A 17,773-nucleotide genomic window follows, 5' to 3' on the forward strand; every position below is an offset into this window, starting at 1 on the left:
AGTGTAAACGCTTAATTTATAAAAAAAATACGCCTTTCCTTTGATATACGAAAGACGTTGTATTGTTTAATGCTTGATTAGATATGGAATGATAAATTCTAATATAATGGATAATAATAAGGTGGTAGCTACAAGCATTAGATTGATCTGTATGCCAAACCAGTTAAATGCTTGATCTAAAAGCAGGATACATGCGATCAAAGCCATTGCATAGATACATAAATGTACTGTATTGTCCGTATAGCTTCTTATCATGATTTCCTTAACTTCTTTTTTCTGATATCCCATTATAGTAAAATAGTGAATTGTTTTTTGCTGGGCTTCTCGATCGTTATATTTCAACATGGTGAATAACACAAGAATGATAAACATTGATACTAAAGAACCAATACGTATCATAGATTGCAAATGACGGGTATTTTCCGTAATGGTATGGTATTCTTTTCCACCCTGATAGACATTATATCCAAGTTTTGTGATTTGTGAGATGACATCAGATACATGATTAGCATCATCCACTTCTATGAGATAGCGAGTTGGCTCCCATGGTTCATAATCAATTGTATGAAGTAATAATCTGGTTGTATCCTTTGGTGGTGTGGTATCGAAATGATAGTTTTGATAACTGCCATCATTTGCGATTTCTACTGTGGTATAGAGTGTTTCTGGATGAGTTTGCTTTGTTTGATCGATATAGGACATCATTTCTGTTTGTTTCATATAGATTGCATAAGGCAGATCATGTAATGGTGTGATATCCATTTGATTTCCTTTTAAAACGCCTGCGATTGGGGTCGTGATCGATATAGGTGTACATGCAGGATAAGTGATAGGGATTGCTTGATTTGTGGCACTGACATATCCATCTGACAGGTATTTTGGTGAAAGAAATGAGAAGGTAATGGTAGTTTGTTTTAAGGTATTTTCATCTGTAGAAATACTGTTGGCAAGTGCCTGGGATATAAAGATGCCATTTTGATGGAAATCGTTTTTAATGATATTGGCATGATCATCTGCTTCATCATAACAGGACACTAATGCATTTTCTGTGATAATCTTGTTTGTTTGATTGGGATAGTTTATTTTCATTTCTTTTTTATAGGAAGATGCTTTCTCTTCATTGCCATATTGATCTTTTTCATATAACGCTAAATCATCATGTAATTCTATTTGAAACCATGGTTTTGCGCTTTTCACATGTGCAAGACTTGTTACCTGCTGTATTTGATTGGATGAGATGCCTTTGCCGGCACCATAAAATTCATAGCGTTGATTTTCCATTCCCAAATCAGGTGCATAGATCAAAAATTTTGTATCATCCAATACTTTTTTATTCTGAATATAATCATAATGAAAGTTTTGTAGCTGTAAAGATACTGTGCAAAATGCCACACAAAGTACCGCAAGGAAGGTAAAGATACGATGATATGTTTTTTGATACTGATGCGTATGGCGTAATTCTGGTAAAAGGGCTTTTATGTCTTTGTGGTGAGATATGGGATATACTGCATGATTATTTATTTGTTTTTTACATACTTTTATACCATGATCCACTTCATATATTTGATCTGCGATTGCTTTTAGTTGCTCATCATGTGTTGCGATGAACAAAGTCTTTCCTTCTTGTTTTAAAAGCTGAAACAAGCTTCGCATTTGTTCACTGGCAACCTCATCTAAGTTAGCTGTTGGTTCATCTAGGAATAAAATATCTGTTTGACGTGCAATGGCGCAAAGAAGTGCTGCACGTTTTCTTTCTCCACCGGATAACTGATTGGGATATTTGTTTAATTGTTCATGAAAATTTAAAATATCATTATAGGTATCCATTGATACAGGTGTGGTATTTTGTGTCTGTATTAGTTGGATTTGTTGTTGAATCGTAAGATTTTCTAACAATTGTGCGTTTTGGTCAAGAAAAGATATATGTTCAAAAATAAAATCCTGTTTTTCTTTATCTGAAGTGATGTTAACTTGTATATTTTGATATTGGAAAGATGTTAAAAAAGCATTTTGAAAACTTAATGTTTTCATTAGCGTTGTTTTCCCACTGCCACTTTCTCCTAAAAGCAAAGTTAAGCCTGATGGGATATCGATTTGTCCTGCTGGTAGGATGATGCGCTCATCAAATTGGATTGTTTTAAATTCTGCATATAACATGATATCCACCCCTTTTTGATTATTGTCATGTAAAAGTCATTATTTTTCAATATGAAAGGGATAAATGGTTAAGAAACAGGGATAATTGGTAAAAAAAAGAAAGCGACTTGCTTTCTATTTCAATAATTTCTTCCTTTTGAAAAACCAGAAACATATAACGACGATGGCAATGGATAATACGATTACAAATGGATAACCATATTTCCATTCTAACTCCGGCATATTATGGAAATTCATACCATACCATCCAACAATCAATGTTAATGGCATAAAAATCGTTGTGATAACAGTAAAGAAATACATGATATGGTTAAGATTCATATCTACCTGAGTAGAGTAAGCATCCTGTATTTGTACCATATAGTCCTTTAGGATATGGATATTTCCATTGAAACGATTGATACGATCAGAGATAATACGCAGATGATGTAAATGTTCTTCCTGAAAGAAATCATTCTCATCCTGAAGCAGTTCTTCACAGACATCGAGTAATTGTTCATAATAATGTGTCAGGTATAAGATATTGCTTCGTAATGGTCTGGTTTTCTGATTGAAATCCGACATATGATTTTCCATGATTGCTTCTTCAATCGTAGATAGATCATTTTCCATATCTTCTAACATCTGGGTATGGTGTTTCACAATGGTGTGCAACAAGGTCGCAATCATATGCTCTAAGGAAACCGTATGGGCATTGATGTGCCACATATCTGATAATATTTCAGACTTCATGGCTGCATTATCACAAATAATCAACAGCATATGTTTGGTAATATAGACACCTAGTTTGATGGAAATAAAACTTTCCTGTTTATGAACGGCATGCAGGATACCAAAATCGTATCCATAATAAGAATCCATTTTATGATTTGGTTTACGATTCATCTGGTTATATTCTTCCATGGTGACAGGATCAAAATGAAACTGAGCAATCAATGATGGTAAATCTTCTTTTCCAAAGATGCCAAGCTTCATAGATTCTTGTGTCATATCAAATTCCTTTATTTCTACCGGTTCTTCTTTAAATTCATAAAGCATTTGTTTCATCTCCTTTAGATGATTTTGTGACTCCTATAATACCAGCAAATATGCAGATGATACCTACAATCTGTAAAGGTGTACATGGTTCTTGTAGAATGAAAATGGATAGGATGATTGCTGTACAGGGATCAAGATAACTACATACCGCAACACTTGTGGAGGATAGTTTTGCGATGGATGTAAAATACAGAAGATAAGCAATTCCTGTATGCAGGACTCCTAGTAATATGATCCATGGAAGCTGTGCCATAGTGATATTAGCAATCTGTATGAATTCCTTTTGCCATAAGACATAAGGCAGAATGATGCATGCGGCAAGTGACAGTTGAAGAAATGTAAAGCTTAATGACTCCATATGAATATGGCGATTGGTTAAAACAATACCGGCATAACCACAGGCGGCTAATAAGCCAAAGAAGATGCCCATGATATCAAAACTCCCACTTTGAAAAGATATCGCTACAAGTCCTGCCATACTGCATAAAAGATATACCACTTTTTGCTTTGTGAAAGCTTCATGATATAAAAACCAAGATGCAAATGCAATCATCAATGGCGCACTGTAATAGACAATGGTCGCATTGGAAATACTGGTATAGCGATAGCTTTCAAATAGAAAAATCCAGTTACAGCCTAAAAAACATGCGGATAATAGGATATATTTCCATTCCCCTTTGTTAATGTTTATTTTCTTTCTACGACTTAGTAGGATCAATCCTAGAATCATGGCGCCAATACAGGTTCGTATAAGCGCAAGTAGTGCACTAGGCAGTTGTGCATTTCGTACAAATAAACCAATGGTCCCAAAGATGAACATCGCTAAAAGATTATAAAATAAATACATCAGGACTCCCAGGCGATTTTATCCAAAGCATGGTATACGATATATTCTGCATAGGTATCCATCGAACAATAGGCATCTAATTGTTCTCTGATTACTTTGGCATCTGCTTCATCACATTGTGATAATTCACGATATTTTTCTACAGCATCCATACCATAGGAGATATCCAGATCCTGATAGTTATAATCTGAGAAAATCGGTACTAACGTTTTTAAAGAGTAAAAGCCTGCCATACGATTATCATAGACATTTCCAGTAGAAAACGGTAAAGATAAATCTACCATTCTCTCCCAAATACTTTCTAGTTGTGATGCATATTGTGGAAACTGTTCTGCCAGTTGTTTTAATCGAAGTTTTTCTGCACCTTCCATGTTGTATACCAATATGGTACCTGTTGCTGGTACATGTTTGAGTAAGGATTCTATAAAAGCAATACGACAATCGCCTGTTTCAATGAAACAATGATGTGTCAAATCTTTTTGATTGGCCTGTTCCACATGTAAAGAATATTCAAAGCATACAACATCAAAAGGCTTTAAGCCCTTATAAGGTGGATATGCATAGGTTTCCCATTCAAAATCAAGATAGCTGATTGGATAATGAATATGTTCCTTCAACCAGCAGCGAAGTGCTGCCTGATCCACATATCGGCCATATTTCGCGGCCATAATCTGAGCATATTGATGTCTGGTACCCTCTATTCGTTCTACATCCACATCTTTGATATCCTCAATGCCTTCCTCTTTCATAGCATATTTATGACAAGATTGTACAAGATTCAAGATACTGGTATGATCTGGTTTCTCTGGAAAACACTCATCAAAATAAGGACATTTTACACCACGTGTACAGGCATTACTTCGTACGATGGCTACATCTTCTCTAGCTTCACAACTGCGTAAATCTTCCAATAATGGCAAGATATCACGACGATGTGAGGCAATTAAATCTTTGATTAATTTTCCTTCATGATTTTTACTGTTATATAAATGCTCTGTAATGATGAGTAATGCTCTTACATCAAGCTGTTCCCCACGTACATAATCAGGATTTAAATGAATGACATAGACTTCATCAATAAATATTCCTAGTAATTCCAATACAGATAATGTATCTGCCATTTTCTGTGCTTCTCCCTCTTTTGGATAGCAGCTGGAATATGTAAAATATACGATACGTTTTCCATCTTCTTGATACATAATAGGAATCTTCACACGTAAATCTTCATGAGCAAAGCGAGCATTCAATAGCCATGCATGGGTAGATAAAGCAGCTAAGGCAAGTGCACCATCATCATTGGCAGCCCCTTCAAAAGGATCCTGGATCATCAACAGCTCCTTGCATAACTCTATCATACTCATATTATAATTCACAAATGGAATCATCTGTTTACGTTCTTTTCTTGACAGCCAGAACATTCGCTGGCATCGTTCATACTTCTTAAAATCGGTTACATGATACACGTTTTATCACTTCTCTTTCTTATTGATTATATCAGAAAATGCGGTATTGTTATAGTTTTCCATCATATCCTGTAAAATTTTTGTGATATCTTCACATATTTCTTTTGGCTCTATGACCTTACATTGTGCGCCTAATGACAATAAAAAGCTGATGATTTCCATTTTTCCTTCCATAATTGTATGATAATGCAAGGTGTGATCATCAATCCATTCCATTTCCGGATGTAGTCCAACCTGTTTTTCTGACATCAGTAATGCTGTTTCATGATATAACATTAAATCTAATTCATATACTTCATCCTGAATCAGACCAATATTTCCTACATGCTCCTTGATTTTAAAGTTGACATCTCTTGTGAATACTGTATCCGTGATGACAACATTGCGCATTCGTTTATCACTGAATTTATAATTACGAAAATCTTTGGCTTTCATAGAATATGCCAGACAATAATAGCTTCCTTTATAGTTTAATATTTCATATGGATGAATCATGATTCTTTCAAACTGTTTGGCATGCATGCTTTTATAATCTAGTGCTATCGCAAGGGAATGTTGTTTTGCGCTTTCGCACAGATCCATCATTTTTAATATTTCTTTAGAAACCACTGGTTTACTGTCATTTAAATACATGCCCCCATTTGTTTCACTTAATGAAGAGCTTGCTAAGATTTTATCCATTGCCAGACGATAATCTTCATATAAATAAAAATCCGGATGTACTTTTAAATACGTCAGGGCATCAGATAATGCTTTTTTCTCTTTCGCTGTAAATCCCTGCATAGGCAAAAGGGTACCTCCATCCAGAGCGTACCCGCCATATTTTCCACTTGTTGTGATAATATCATATCCCGCTGCTTCCAGCTCTTTTCGATACTCTATGATGTTTCTTGGATTCACATCCAGTTCTTTTGCCAGTTCTTCTTTACGCATAAACCCTCTGGCCGCAAGTAATTTCAACATTTCAATGCAATAAGCACTACGATTCATAAGCAATCCTTTCTATTGATGTAACAAAGGCTGATAATCTAGTGGTGCGTAACGATCTGGATAGAAACCAAAAGCGATGTTCATATATTCGTACTTTGGTACAGCACCATGCTTCGTTAATAAAGGTACCATACTGCTGATTCCACGATCCTGAGCGAATGCCAGCGCACTGTCAATTTGTGATGCGCCATAGGCAATCAATAGGTTGACCATTTTCTTATTGCGTGTATAAACTGCATGATGTAATATTGGATATCCATTAAAGATCCAGTTGGCATCTGCGCCAAAGTCTAACAGCTCCTCTGCACGCTCCACATCTTTTTCCCAAACAGCATTTAATAATTCCCTTGCTAATCTACGTTCATTGATCATAAAATTCATCCTTTCCTTTTGATGACTCTATGATATACCATATTGTTACATCATTTATGTAAGAATGCAATATTTTTTAAATTTTTTTCTTATATTCCCATGAATGATGAAAAGCTATGGAAAAACACCATAGCTTTCTTTTAATATTTTTCTAACAATAGAAAATCCGCAATATGCATCGTATGAATACCTTCATAGTTTCCTTTAGCCCATGTATCTGTACGCAAAACATACTTTGGATAATTATCATGAATTTCTAAAAGATTTCCATATTCTCTTTCCTGTGTAGTTTTTTGACTTATCTCCTGCGTGATTTGGATATACACTTTCTCGTTACGTTTTATTGCCACAAAATCAATTTCAGCTGTATCTATTTTTCCAACATAAACATCATAACCATTACGCCTTAATTCTAAATAAACGATATTCTCTAGCATATTAGAAAAAGAATCCATGCGATATCCTAATACACTATATTGGAATGCAGGATCCGCAAGATAAAACTTTTCCTGCGTTTTTAATATTTCTTTTCCTTTGATGTCATATCTAGCACAACGTTGTATAATATATGCATTTTCCAAACATTTTAAATATTCATAAATCGTTTCCACATGAATACTTCTGTTCTGACTTTTTAAATACTTAGAGATATTGCTGACAGAAAATGTATTTCCTACGTTATCAAACACATATTTGACAATACGTTCTAATTGATCAACCTTTCGTATCTGTGCTCTTTTCACAATATCTGAAAAAATAGTTGAATTATATATATCTTTGACAATCGCATAACGTTCTTCATCATCCATGGTATATAAGTGAGTCGCTGGAAATCCACCAGCTGTTACATAAGATAAGAATTCCTTATATATATCTTCTAATGCTCGATATTGTTTTGTGAATGTTAAATACTCACGAAAAGATAGAGGATAGATATGAAAAGAAATATACCTGCCTGTCAGATATGTAGCAATTTCAGATGACATCATCCTCGAATTTGAACCAGTCACATAGATATCTGTATCAAAATCAATCATAAGGGAATTAACTACCTTTTCCCAATCTTGTACTTCCTGTATCTCGTCGAAAAACAAATACACACGATTTTTTGATTTTTTCAATTTTTCACTCAGCATTTCATAAAGAGCACGAGAATTTTTCATATTTTCATATTGTAGACTATCAAAATTATAGTGTAAAATACGCTCTTCTTGAATTCCTTTTTGGCGTAATTGTTCTTTTATCATCAACATGATTGTTAATTTTCCACTTCTTCTCACTCCAGTTAATATTTTTACGAATGGTTTATCCATATATTTCATGATTTCATTCACATATTGTGGTCTTTCAATCATAAATATCACCTCATATTACAATATAACATATTTTAGCGTATAAATTTAGATAGTTTATCTGATTATACCCGTATAAGCAAAAAGATCTGTGAATTACACAGACCTTATGCTTTTTCAATATATTCTACAATCTTATCTCCCATTTCATCACAGAACAGCTTTGTTTTACCCTCTTCCATGATATCTCCTGTACGATAGCCATCAGATAATACATCTGCGACAGCTTTTTCGATGACCGCATTTTCTTCATCCATATCAAATGCATATTTCAACATCATCCCAGCTGCCAGAATGGTACCAATTGGATTAGCGATATTTTGTCCTGCGATATCTGGTGCAGAACCATGGATTGGTTCATACATACCACGTTTACTTTCGCCTAATGAAGCACTTGGTATCAAACCGATACTTCCTGTAATCATACTAGCTTCATCACTTAAGATATCCCCAAACATATTTTCTGTGACGATCACATCAAACTGGGCAGGATTTTTAACAATCTGCATGGCTGTATTATCAACTAACATATCCTGTAATTCTACATCTGGATATTCTTTCGCTACTTCATGCATAACTTTACGCCATAAACGGCTGGTATCTAATACATTTGCTTTATCAACGGAAATCACTTTGTGATTACGTTTTCTGGCTGTTTGAAACGCGGTGTGGGCAATGCGTTTGATTTCATGTTCATAGTAACACATGTTATCCGTTGCATATAATTCACCATTTACTTCATATGTTTTCTTTTCGCCAAAATATACACCGCCGGTTAATTCACGTACGACCATAAAATCAATACCGTTTTCTACAATATCTGTACGAAGTGGTGAAGCTGCTGCCAGCTGAGGAAAAATCTTAGCTGGTCGTAAATTGGCATATAATCCCATTTCTTTACGGATACCCAACAAGGCTTTTTCTGGTCGGATGCTTGGATCTACATTATCCCATTTTGGGCCACCTACTGCCCCTAACAAGACAGAATCACTGTCTAAACAAGCCTGTAAGCTTTCTTCTGGAAGTGATTTTCCATACTTGTCAATGGCGCATCCTCCTGCACATACCTCTGTATACGTAAATGCGTGCTGATATTTTTTTTCAATTGCCTTTAAGACTTTGACTGCCTCTTTTACAATTTCTGGTCCTATGCCATCTCCTGGGATGACTGCGATATTTTTTTTCATTCCTTGTTCCCCTTTCGTATAGCGTTCATTAAGCCGTTTTGTTTCATAATATTCTGAATGAATGGTGGGAAAGGTTCTGCCTTGTATGTTTCATCTTTTGTAATATTATAAATTTCTCCCGTATCAAAATTAATTTCTACTTCATCCCCATTTTCGATTGCATTACTGGCATCTTCACATTCCAGAATTGGTAATCCGATATTTATGGAATTACGATAGAAGATACGTGCAAAGCTTTTCGCAATGACACAGCTGATGCCACATGTTTTAATGGCAAGTGGCGCATGTTCTCTGGAAGAACCACAGCCAAAATTCCATCCTGCTACGATGATATCATCGGTTTTAATTTTATTCACAAAGTCCGCATCGATATCACACATACAATGACTTGCCAACTCTTTTGGATCACTGGTATTCAGATATCTTGCGGGAATGATAACATCTGTATCAACGTTATCCTGATATTTATGTGCATTTCCTTTAGTTTTCATCTTGTGACCTCCCTAATCCTGTGGTGCAGCAATCTTGCCTGCAATGGCACTGGCGGCTGCGACTGCTGGACTTGCCAGATAGACTTCTGATTCTACATGTCCCATACGTCCAACAAAGTTACGGTTGGTTGTGGCAACACATCGTTCCCCTTCCGCAAGGATTCCCATATATCCACCTAAACATGGTCCACATGTTGGTGTAGATACGACACATCCTGCGTCAATGAAGATTTCCATCCATCCCTGTTTGATACATTCTTTATAAATGCTTTGAGTTGCTGGGATAATGATGGCACGTACACCTTTGGCAACGTGTTTGCCTTTTAATATTTCGGCGGCAGTCTGCATATCAGACAAACGACCGTTCGTACAAGAACCAATGACAACCTGATCAATTTTTACTTCATCGATTTCATCAATGGTTTTGGTGTTTTCTGGTAGATGTGGGAAAGCTATCGTTGGTTTAATTTGTGATAAGTCAATGTGATATTCATTGACATATTGTGCATCTGGATCTGCCTTATAGGTTTGATAAGGGCGATGAACACGATCTTTGACATAGGCTTCAGTGATTTCATCTACTTCAAAGATACCATTTTTTGCGCCGGCTTCAATTGCCATATTTGCCATACATAAACGATCATCCATGGAAAGAGATGCAAGACCAACACCGCTGAATTCCATTGATTTATAAAGTGCACCATCCACACCGATCATGCCAATGATATGTAAAATAACATCCTTGCCACTCACGTGTTTATTTAATTTCCCTCTTAAATCAAATTTAATAGCTTCTGGTACTTTAAACCAGCATTTGCCAGTTGCCATACCTGCTGCCATATCGGTACTTCCAACACCAGTAGAGAAAGCGCCTAATGCACCATACGTACAGGTGTGGGAATCCGCCCCAATAATACATTCACCAGGGCCTACGATGCCTTTTTCAGGCAGTAAAGCATGTTCAATACCCATTTCCCCTACATCATAAAAATGTTCAATATTTTTCGCATAAGCGAATGTTCTACAGGCTTTGCACTGTTGTGCTGCCTTGATATCCTTGTTTGGTGCGAAATGATCCATAACCATTGTTACCTTGCCAGGATCAAATACCTGATCAAAACCATATTTTTCAAATTCTTTGATAGCGACAGGAGATGTAATATCATTGCCAAGTATCATGTCCAGATTTGCTTCAATCAGCTGTCCGGCACTTACACTTTCAAGTCCTGCATGCGCCGCTAAGATTTTTTGTGTCATTGTCATTCCCATAAAATTATGCCTCCTCACTGGCTCTTCTTTGTGATACGGCACGGTTTAATGCCGCAAACAGAGCTTTCACACTGGATGTAATGATATCCTCATGGATACCTACACCCCATTGATCAATATTTCTACAATCGTTGATTTTTACATAAGATACTGCTTTTGATGTGGAGCCTTTGCTTAATGAGTGCTCCTTATAATCCATGATATCAAAGGATACCTGTAAGTTATCACGTAATGCGTTGCTGATGGCATCCAAACGTCCATTTCCTTTACCAGTAATGGTTTGTTCGATACCATCTGCTATGACATTTATATCACAGATATAATTTTCACCATCTCGTTTGAAATGGAAATCCTGCATTTCAAATGGCGCATTGACATTACGATATTCCTTCTCAAACAGATCCTTTACTTCATTTGGCAACAGTTCTTTATGTTGTTTATCTGATATATCTTTCATAAAGTAGCCGATTTCCTCACGCATTTCATTTGGTAATTCATATCCATAGTATTCTTCTAACATGAAGGCAACCCCGCCTTTGCCAGATTGTGAATTGATGCGGATGACATCGGTTTCATATACACGTCCAACATCTCTTGGATCGATTGGTAAATATGGTACGGTCCAGTGTTGTGGATCATGTGCATCACGATAATGCATGCCTTTGGCAATGGCATCCTGATGAGAACCACTAAATGCCGCAAATACCAGTTGTCCAGCATATGGCTGACGCATACCAACCTTCATTCTTGTGACATTTTCATATACTTCTACAATATGAGGCATATCGTGGAAATCTAACTGTGGATCAACTCCCATAGAATACATATTCATCGCAAGTGTTATGATATCCACATTTCCTGTACGTTCTCCATTTCCAAACAGTGTTCCTTCAATACGATCTGCCCCAGCTAATATACCAAGCTCTGTATCCGCAACGCCACAGCCACGATCATTATGTGGATGTAAAGATACGATGACGTTTTCACGATAATTCATATGCTTGCACATATACTCAATCTGGCTTGCGTAAACATGTGGCATGGATAATTCCACAGTGACGGGCAGGTTGATGATGACCTTTTTATCAGCTGTTGGTTTCCATATATCTAATACAGCATTACATACATCTAATGCATAATCAATTTCTGTACCAGTAAAACTTTCTGGCGAATATTCAAAGCGATAATTTCCGCCATCTTCTTCACTTAATTGTTTCAACAGCTTCGCACCTTCGACTGCGATATTTAATATTTCTTCCTTAGACTTTTTGAATACCTGTTCCCTTTGCGCAAAAGATGTAGAATTGTATAGATGAATCACTGCATTTTTCGCACCCTTAACGGCTTCAAATGTCTTTCGGATAATATGTTCTCTTGCCTGTGTTAAGACCTGTACTGTGACATCATCTGGTATCATATCTTCTTCAATCAAAGTACGTAAGAATTCATATTCTGTTTCTGAAGCAGCTGGAAAGCCTACTTCAATTTCTTTAAAGCCTACATCTACCAATAATTTAAAGAATTCAATTTTTTCTTCCAGACTCATCGGAATGATCAAGGATTGATTTCCATCACGTAAGTCTACGGAACACCATGCTGGTGCTTTCTCTATATATTCTTTCTGTGTCCAATCCATGCAGTTTTCCGGTGGCATGTAATATTGGCGCTTATACTTTTCATAACCTTTCATTTGTTCTCCCTTACCTTTCTTATCTTAAACAAAAAAGCTTTCGCCTCTAAAAAAACTCATAGAGACGAAAGCTTATACTTCCGCGGTACCACTCTGATTGATGATAAAAAAATCATCCTCTCACATATCCTACGAATATGTTCTCGCTTGATAACGGACGAGTAGCCGATGACGTTTACTTGCGAAAGCTTTCAGGTCATAGCTCACGGGTGAGTCGATTTCTTTGTCCACATGCCTTTCACCAACCGGCAATTCTCTACGCTGCAACATCCAAAATCTGATCCCGATCTTTGCTTTTTGCTGTTGTTATTAGAATAATGCAATTTCTGAAAATTGTCAACCCATTTATGAAATTTATTCAAATTTTATTTCTGAAAATTTCTTACATTTGAATGTACCTGCAAATTATCCGCAAAATAAGCAATCACTTCTTGAGGTGTTGGTTTATCCTGTGCGTGAGGAATTTTTCTCCATTGTTCTCTTATAGAGGCATCTTCATGATCATATGCACAATCTATGGCTACACACATATCCTGATAGACCTCTTCTTCCCTGCGGTTTTCATCTTTAGCGATGATATTTACAATCTGCTGCATGATAACATCTTCCATTCGGTTATCTCCTTTCTATTATATTTATACCTTATATCGTATATTAATACCTTTCACGGTACACGATACTATTATATCGCATTTTACTTGTTATAATGTAGAAAATTAAGAAAAAAGGTGAACAAATATATGCTGACATTTTACAAATTATTTGATTTAATGAATCGAAAAGATATTAATAAAACAGAACTTAGAAGAGGCGCAAAGATTTCAAATAGTACGATGAATCGTCTGGTTCATAACGATATCGTACAAACAGATACCATTGAACGTATATGTAAATTCTTGAAATGCCAGCCTGGTGATATCATGGAATATGAAAAGAAAAAAGCCAAGAACGAATAGTTTCTTGGCTTTCTTTTGCTCTATCCACATGAGGAGGGTTGGGAGTAGAGGATGAGCTTATTTTACAGAACCGATCATACCTTTAACAAATTGTTTCTGCATCACGAAGAAGATGATTGCTGTAAGTAAGGTTCAAATAACGATTGCACACATGAATATATCAGGATATAGCTCTTCCTACATTCATATTTTTCATGCTTTGATAATTCACGACATCTTTTGATAACTATTTTAGTGCTTTAATGTAAGCGATATGAGATTTTAGTAAGTCCTAGTAGTCATTCTTATAAATAAAAGCACACGATTTGTGTGCTAGTTCTCTTTATAATATACTCTTGTTTCATATGGGCGAAGAACTATGGTTTCTTCCATATCAGCATGTGGATAATTGCTTAATATTTCTTTATACCCTGTTTCTGATAACTGTACCTTAGTTTCTGTATCATAGAAATTATTTAATACGATCATAGAAGTATTCTCATATACCCTTTTATAAGCAAAGACACTTGTGTGCTCAGGAAGTAATGGCTCATAACTTCCTTTCGCAATGATTGGATATGCTTTACGTAAACGAATCAGTTCACGATAGTATTCTAAGATGCTTCCTTCCTTATGAATTTGATTCTCTACATTGATTTCCTTGTAATTGTAAATGATCTGAAGCCATGGAGTCCCTTTGGTAAATCCGGCTTGTGCTTCTTGATTCCATTGCATTGGGGTACGTGAATTATCACGGCTTCTTTCCTGTAAGATATGATAGATTTCCTTTTCCTCTTTTCCTTCTGCTTTTAAGATATTGAAATAATTGATACTTTCTACATCTCGGTATTCATGGATATTCGTAAAATACGCATTGGTCATGCCAATTTCTTCTCCCTGATAAATATAAGGTGTTCCACGCATCATATGGATAGCTGTCGCAAGCATTTTGGCGCTTTCTACATGGTATTGTTGATCATTTCCAAAGCGTGATACCACACGTGGTTGATCATGATTACACCAAAACAGTGCGTTCCATGCATGATGTTCCTGCATGCCAATCTGCCATGTATCAAACAGCTGTTTTAATTCCATGAAATCAAATGGTTGAAGCTCCCATTTTTGTTTGTTTTTATAGTCTACTTTTAAATGATGAAACTGGAAAACCATGCTTAATTCATGACTGTCTGCACCTGCATATTTCACACAATTATCAAGTGATGTAGAACTCATTTCACCTACCGTGATGATACGTTCATCCTTTCCAAATGTACGCTCGTTGATTTCCTTTAAGAACTCGTGCACATGACGTCCATCCGTATAAAATCTACGTCCATCCCCTTCTTCATCATCTTCAAAATATTCTGGTTTACTGATCAAATTGACAACATCAAAGCGAAATCCATATACCCCTTTATCCATCCAGAATTTTAGAATATCCACGATTTCATCACGGACCTCTGGATTTTCCCAGTTTAAATCTGCCTGTGTTTTATCAAATAAATGTAAATAATATTCATCAAATGCTTCTACATATTCCCAAGCATTCCCACCAAACTTACTGATCCAGTTGGTTGGTGCACTGCCATCTTGTTTCCCTTTACGAAAATAGTAATAGTTTTTATATTTTTCTTCCCCAGCCAATGCTTTTTGAAACCATACATGTTCTGTGGAGGTATGATTGAATACCATATCCAGCATGATATCAATGTTTCTTTTCTTTGCTTCTTTGATCAGGTTTTCAAAGATTTCCATCGTACCATATCTTGGGTCAATAGCACGATAATCTGCGACATCATATCCATTATCACGCTGAGGTGATGGAAAGAATGGTGTCATCCAGATGTAATCTACACCTAAATATTGTAAATAATCCAGTTTCTCAATGATTCCCTGTAAATCGCCCAGGCCATCATTGTCACTATCATAAAAGCTTTTTGGATATATCTGATATACGACTTTGTTTTCAAAATTCATGTATGTGTCCTCCTAAATAAACGCTATAAATCCTTTTTCATTTTTTGTGATTGTTTCATTTTTCTTGTGTAATTCTACCTTTTCACCACTTGTGAATACCACAGGTGATACTAAAGATTTCCCATGTGAGGTAAGGATATCTTTATTTACCTTAACCAGTACATCCCCTTGTTTTACACGTTGTCCAGCCTTCACTTTCACATCAAAGCCTTCCCCATTTAATTCCACAGTATCCATACCAATGTGAATCAGTATTTCTTTTCCATCATCACTTTTGATGCCATATGCATGCCCTGTAGGAAAGCTCATAACAATTTCACCGCTTACTGGCGCAACAACTTCATCTCCACTTAATTCGATTGCAAATCCATCCCCCATGGCCTTTGATGAGAATGCGGCATCTTCAATCTCTTCTAATGGAAGAATTTTTCCATCCATCGGAGATGCAAATATTTCTGGTTCTGAAGAATGCTGATATCCATTAACCAAGGAGTTCGCTTCTCCAAATAAATCTTCATCACTTAATTTTTTCTTACCAATCACATAGGTTAACGCAAATGGAATGATAATGGCAGCTGCCATGGCTAATGCGAAGAATCCCCAATATTCTGCAAAAATGGATAAGATACCAGGAAGTCCGCCAACACCGATACTTACAGCTTTTACGCCAAAGCCAATGGATAACATTGCCGCAACACTGGAGCCAATCATACCACTGATAAATGGGAACATATATTTTAAGTTGACACCGAATAATGCCGGTTCTGTGACACCTAAATAACAAGAGATACAGGCAGGTATATTAACCTGTTGTGCACGTTCATTCTTTTTCTGTAAAGTGATCATCGCAAGTACCGCACTTCCCTGTGCAATATTGCTTAAGGCAATCATTGGCCATAAAATCGTGTAGCCATATGTGGAAACTAACTGCGTATCAATAGCATTGGTCATATGATGCAGACCTGTGATAACAAGTGGCGCATAAACAAAGCCAAATACACCCGCAAATAACCATTTTACGTTACTGGATAAGCCTGCATAAACAACCTGTGAAATCATATCACCAATTTTCCAGCCAATAGGTCCCACAATCGTGTGAGCAATGATGACTGCAGGAATCAAGGATAAGAAAGGTACCACGATCATAGAAATGGCTTCCGGGCAGTGTTTATGCCAGAATTTTTCTAAATATACTAGTACAAATCCTGCCATCATTGCTGGAATGACCTGTGCCTGATAACCAATCATCTGAATAGAGAAAGAACCAAAATTCCATACTGGAATATCTGCGGCTGCAGTAGAGGCAACAGCATAAGCATTTAATAACTGAGGGGATACTAGTGTAATACCTAAGATGATACCGAGAATTTGTGTTGTGCCCATCTTCTTTGTGATAGACCATACAATACCAACTGGCAAGAAGTGGAATACAGCTTCGCCAATCAACCATAAGAAGGAATCCACACCACTCCAGAATTGAGATATTTCAACTAATGTTTTTGTGCCATCTTCAAATAATTTGATTGCGTCAATGATATTACGAAAGCCTAAAATCAAACCTCCACAGATCAAAGCTGGAATAAGTGGCGCAAAGATTTCACCAAGATTGCCCATCAAACGCTGGATCCATGTCTGGTTAGTTTTCGCTGCCTGTTTTGCGGCATCCTTACTGACACCCTCAATGCCTGATACCGTGATAAATTCATTGTAGAATTCCTGCACGTCATTTCCAATAATGACCTGAAATTGTCCGGATTGTGTAAAGGTTCCTTTTGCACTTGGAATAGTTTCAATCTTTTTTACATCTGCTTTTTTATCATCTATCAATACGAAACGCATTCTTGTGACACAATGTGTTACTGCTGAGATATTTTCTTTTCCGCCTACATATGTTAGTAAATCTGTCGCATCCTTTGTATACTTTGCCATAAAGTTATCTCCTTATCTAATTTATGTACGTACATATTTATTACATCTATACTATAATATGTACGTACATAAATGT

15 protein-coding genes and 1 other annotated feature are annotated in these 17,773 nt (G+C 36.3%); of the genes, 1 reads left to right on the forward strand and 14 read right to left on the reverse strand.

Features of this window, described 5'->3' with window-relative positions; translation table 11 throughout:
- Positions 1–66 precede the first annotated feature (66 nt).
- From DW114_RS12625 to DW114_RS12680, 12 genes are all read right to left on the reverse strand, one after another.
- Positions 67–2,157 (reverse strand): ATP-binding cassette domain-containing protein, encoded by a 2,091-nt coding sequence (locus DW114_RS12625; protein ID WP_117454120.1) that lies wholly within the window; start codon positions 2,155–2,157, stop codon positions 67–69.
- A 114-nt stretch (positions 2,158–2,271) separates the two neighbouring features.
- Positions 2,272–3,195 carry a CorA family divalent cation transporter gene (locus tag DW114_RS12630; RefSeq protein WP_158552262.1) on the reverse strand — a complete coding sequence of 308 codons (924 nt, stop codon included), beginning with the start codon at positions 3,193–3,195 and terminating at the stop codon, positions 2,272–2,274.
- Positions 3,185–4,042 (reverse strand): DMT family transporter, encoded by an 858-nt coding sequence (locus DW114_RS12635; protein WP_117454122.1) that lies wholly within the window; start codon positions 4,040–4,042, stop codon positions 3,185–3,187. The genes DW114_RS12630 and DW114_RS12635 overlap by 11 nt, the downstream gene beginning before the upstream one ends.
- The gene (locus DW114_RS12640) at positions 4,042–5,505 is read right to left on the reverse strand and encodes a DUF2779 domain-containing protein (RefSeq protein ID WP_117454123.1); all 1,464 of its coding nucleotides are present in this window, start codon (positions 5,503–5,505) and stop codon (positions 4,042–4,044) included. Before DW114_RS12640 ends, DW114_RS12635 begins: the two co-directional genes overlap by 1 nt.
- 6 nt (positions 5,506–5,511) lie before the next feature.
- Positions 5,512–6,495 carry a helix-turn-helix transcriptional regulator gene (locus DW114_RS12645; RefSeq protein WP_117454124.1) on the reverse strand — a complete coding sequence of 328 codons (984 nt, stop codon included), beginning with the start codon at positions 6,493–6,495 and terminating at the stop codon, positions 5,512–5,514.
- A gap of 12 nt (positions 6,496–6,507) precedes the next feature.
- Positions 6,508–6,867 (reverse strand): ankyrin repeat domain-containing protein, encoded by a 360-nt coding sequence (locus DW114_RS12650; protein ID WP_117454125.1) that lies wholly within the window; start codon positions 6,865–6,867, stop codon positions 6,508–6,510.
- A 140-nt stretch (positions 6,868–7,007) separates the two neighbouring features.
- Positions 7,008–8,222 carry an ATP-binding protein gene (locus DW114_RS12655; RefSeq protein ID WP_117454126.1) on the reverse strand — a complete coding sequence of 405 codons (1,215 nt, stop codon included), beginning with the start codon at positions 8,220–8,222 and terminating at the stop codon, positions 7,008–7,010.
- Positions 8,223–8,326: 104 nt separating this feature from the next.
- Positions 8,327–9,406: a 3-isopropylmalate dehydrogenase gene (gene leuB / locus DW114_RS12660; RefSeq protein WP_117454127.1), complete on the reverse strand. Its 1,080-nt coding sequence runs from the start codon at positions 9,404–9,406 to the stop codon at positions 8,327–8,329.
- Positions 9,403–9,897: a 3-isopropylmalate dehydratase small subunit gene (gene leuD / locus DW114_RS12665; RefSeq protein ID WP_117454128.1), complete on the reverse strand. Its 495-nt coding sequence runs from the start codon at positions 9,895–9,897 to the stop codon at positions 9,403–9,405. Before leuD ends, leuB begins: the two co-directional genes overlap by 4 nt.
- Positions 9,898–9,909: 12 nt before the next feature.
- Positions 9,910–11,166: a 3-isopropylmalate dehydratase large subunit gene (gene leuC / locus DW114_RS12670; protein ID WP_117454129.1), complete on the reverse strand. Its 1,257-nt coding sequence runs from the start codon at positions 11,164–11,166 to the stop codon at positions 9,910–9,912.
- A 4-nt stretch (positions 11,167–11,170) separates the two neighbouring features.
- Entirely contained in the window at positions 11,171–12,856 is a 1,686-nt protein-coding gene (gene leuA, locus DW114_RS12675) for a 2-isopropylmalate synthase (protein ID WP_117454130.1), read from the reverse strand.
- Between the two features lie 57 nt (positions 12,857–12,913).
- Positions 12,914–13,156: a binding site (T-box leader), on the reverse strand.
- Positions 13,157–13,221: 65 nt separating this feature from the next.
- Complete coding sequence (locus DW114_RS12680; protein WP_117454131.1) at positions 13,222–13,467, reverse strand: sporulation initiation factor Spo0A C-terminal domain-containing protein; 246 nt, start codon at positions 13,465–13,467, stop codon at positions 13,222–13,224.
- A gap of 129 nt (positions 13,468–13,596) precedes the next feature.
- Here DW114_RS12680 and DW114_RS12685 point away from each other — a divergent pair, with 129 nt between their 5' ends.
- Positions 13,597–13,812, forward strand: coding sequence for a helix-turn-helix domain-containing protein (locus DW114_RS12685; RefSeq protein ID WP_117454132.1), 216 nt, complete (start codon positions 13,597–13,599; stop codon positions 13,810–13,812).
- Positions 13,813–14,124: 312 nt separating this feature from the next.
- On the opposite strand, the gene treC is transcribed toward DW114_RS12685, so the two are convergent.
- A complete protein-coding gene (gene treC / locus DW114_RS12695) occupies positions 14,125–15,768 on the reverse strand; it encodes an alpha,alpha-phosphotrehalase (protein WP_117454133.1) in 1,644 nt (547 codons plus the stop codon).
- A 12-nt stretch (positions 15,769–15,780) separates the two neighbouring features.
- Positions 15,781–17,697 (reverse strand): PTS system trehalose-specific EIIBC component, encoded by a 1,917-nt coding sequence (treP, locus tag DW114_RS12700; protein ID WP_117454134.1) that lies wholly within the window; start codon positions 17,695–17,697, stop codon positions 15,781–15,783.
- Positions 17,698–17,773: the final 76 nt, after the last annotated feature.

This window comes from Absiella sp. AM09-50 (genome assembly GCF_003433845.1).
Taxonomy (GTDB): Bacteria; Bacillota_I; Bacilli_A; order Erysipelotrichales; family Erysipelotrichaceae; genus Hoskinsella; species Hoskinsella hominis.

What these genes read in the sequence shown, in the direction of transcription:
- DW114_RS12625 (WP_117454120.1), bottom strand. Translation starts at nt 2,157, where the DNA reads ATGTTATATGCAGAATTTAAAACAATCCAATTTGATGAGCGCATCATC.
- DW114_RS12630 (WP_158552262.1), bottom strand. Translation starts at nt 3,195, where the DNA reads ATGCTTTATGAATTTAAAGAAGAACCGGTAGAAATAAAGGAATTTGAT.
- DW114_RS12635 (WP_117454122.1), bottom strand. Translation starts at nt 4,042, where the DNA reads ATGTATTTATTTTATAATCTTTTAGCGATGTTCATCTTTGGGACCATT.
- DW114_RS12645 (WP_117454124.1), bottom strand. Translation starts at nt 6,495, where the DNA reads ATGAATCGTAGTGCTTATTGCATTGAAATGTTGAAATTACTTGCGGCC.
- DW114_RS12650 (WP_117454125.1), bottom strand. Translation starts at nt 6,867, where the DNA reads ATGATCAATGAACGTAGATTAGCAAGGGAATTATTAAATGCTGTTTGG.
- DW114_RS12655 (WP_117454126.1), bottom strand. Translation starts at nt 8,222, where the DNA reads ATGATTGAAAGACCACAATATGTGAATGAAATCATGAAATATATGGAT.
- leuB (WP_117454127.1), bottom strand. Translation starts at nt 9,406, where the DNA reads ATGAAAAAAAATATCGCAGTCATCCCAGGAGATGGCATAGGACCAGAA.
- leuD (WP_117454128.1), bottom strand. Translation starts at nt 9,897, where the DNA reads ATGAAAACTAAAGGAAATGCACATAAATATCAGGATAACGTTGATACA.
- leuC (WP_117454129.1), bottom strand. Translation starts at nt 11,166, where the DNA reads ATGGGAATGACAATGACACAAAAAATCTTAGCGGCGCATGCAGGACTT.
- leuA (WP_117454130.1), bottom strand. Translation starts at nt 12,856, where the DNA reads ATGAAAGGTTATGAAAAGTATAAGCGCCAATATTACATGCCACCGGAA.
- DW114_RS12680 (WP_117454131.1), bottom strand. Translation starts at nt 13,467, where the DNA reads ATGGAAGATGTTATCATGCAGCAGATTGTAAATATCATCGCTAAAGAT.
- DW114_RS12685 (WP_117454132.1), top strand. Translation starts at nt 13,597, where the DNA reads ATGCTGACATTTTACAAATTATTTGATTTAATGAATCGAAAAGATATT.
- treC (WP_117454133.1), bottom strand. Translation starts at nt 15,768, where the DNA reads ATGAATTTTGAAAACAAAGTCGTATATCAGATATATCCAAAAAGCTTT.
- treP (WP_117454134.1), bottom strand. Translation starts at nt 17,697, where the DNA reads ATGGCAAAGTATACAAAGGATGCGACAGATTTACTAACATATGTAGGC.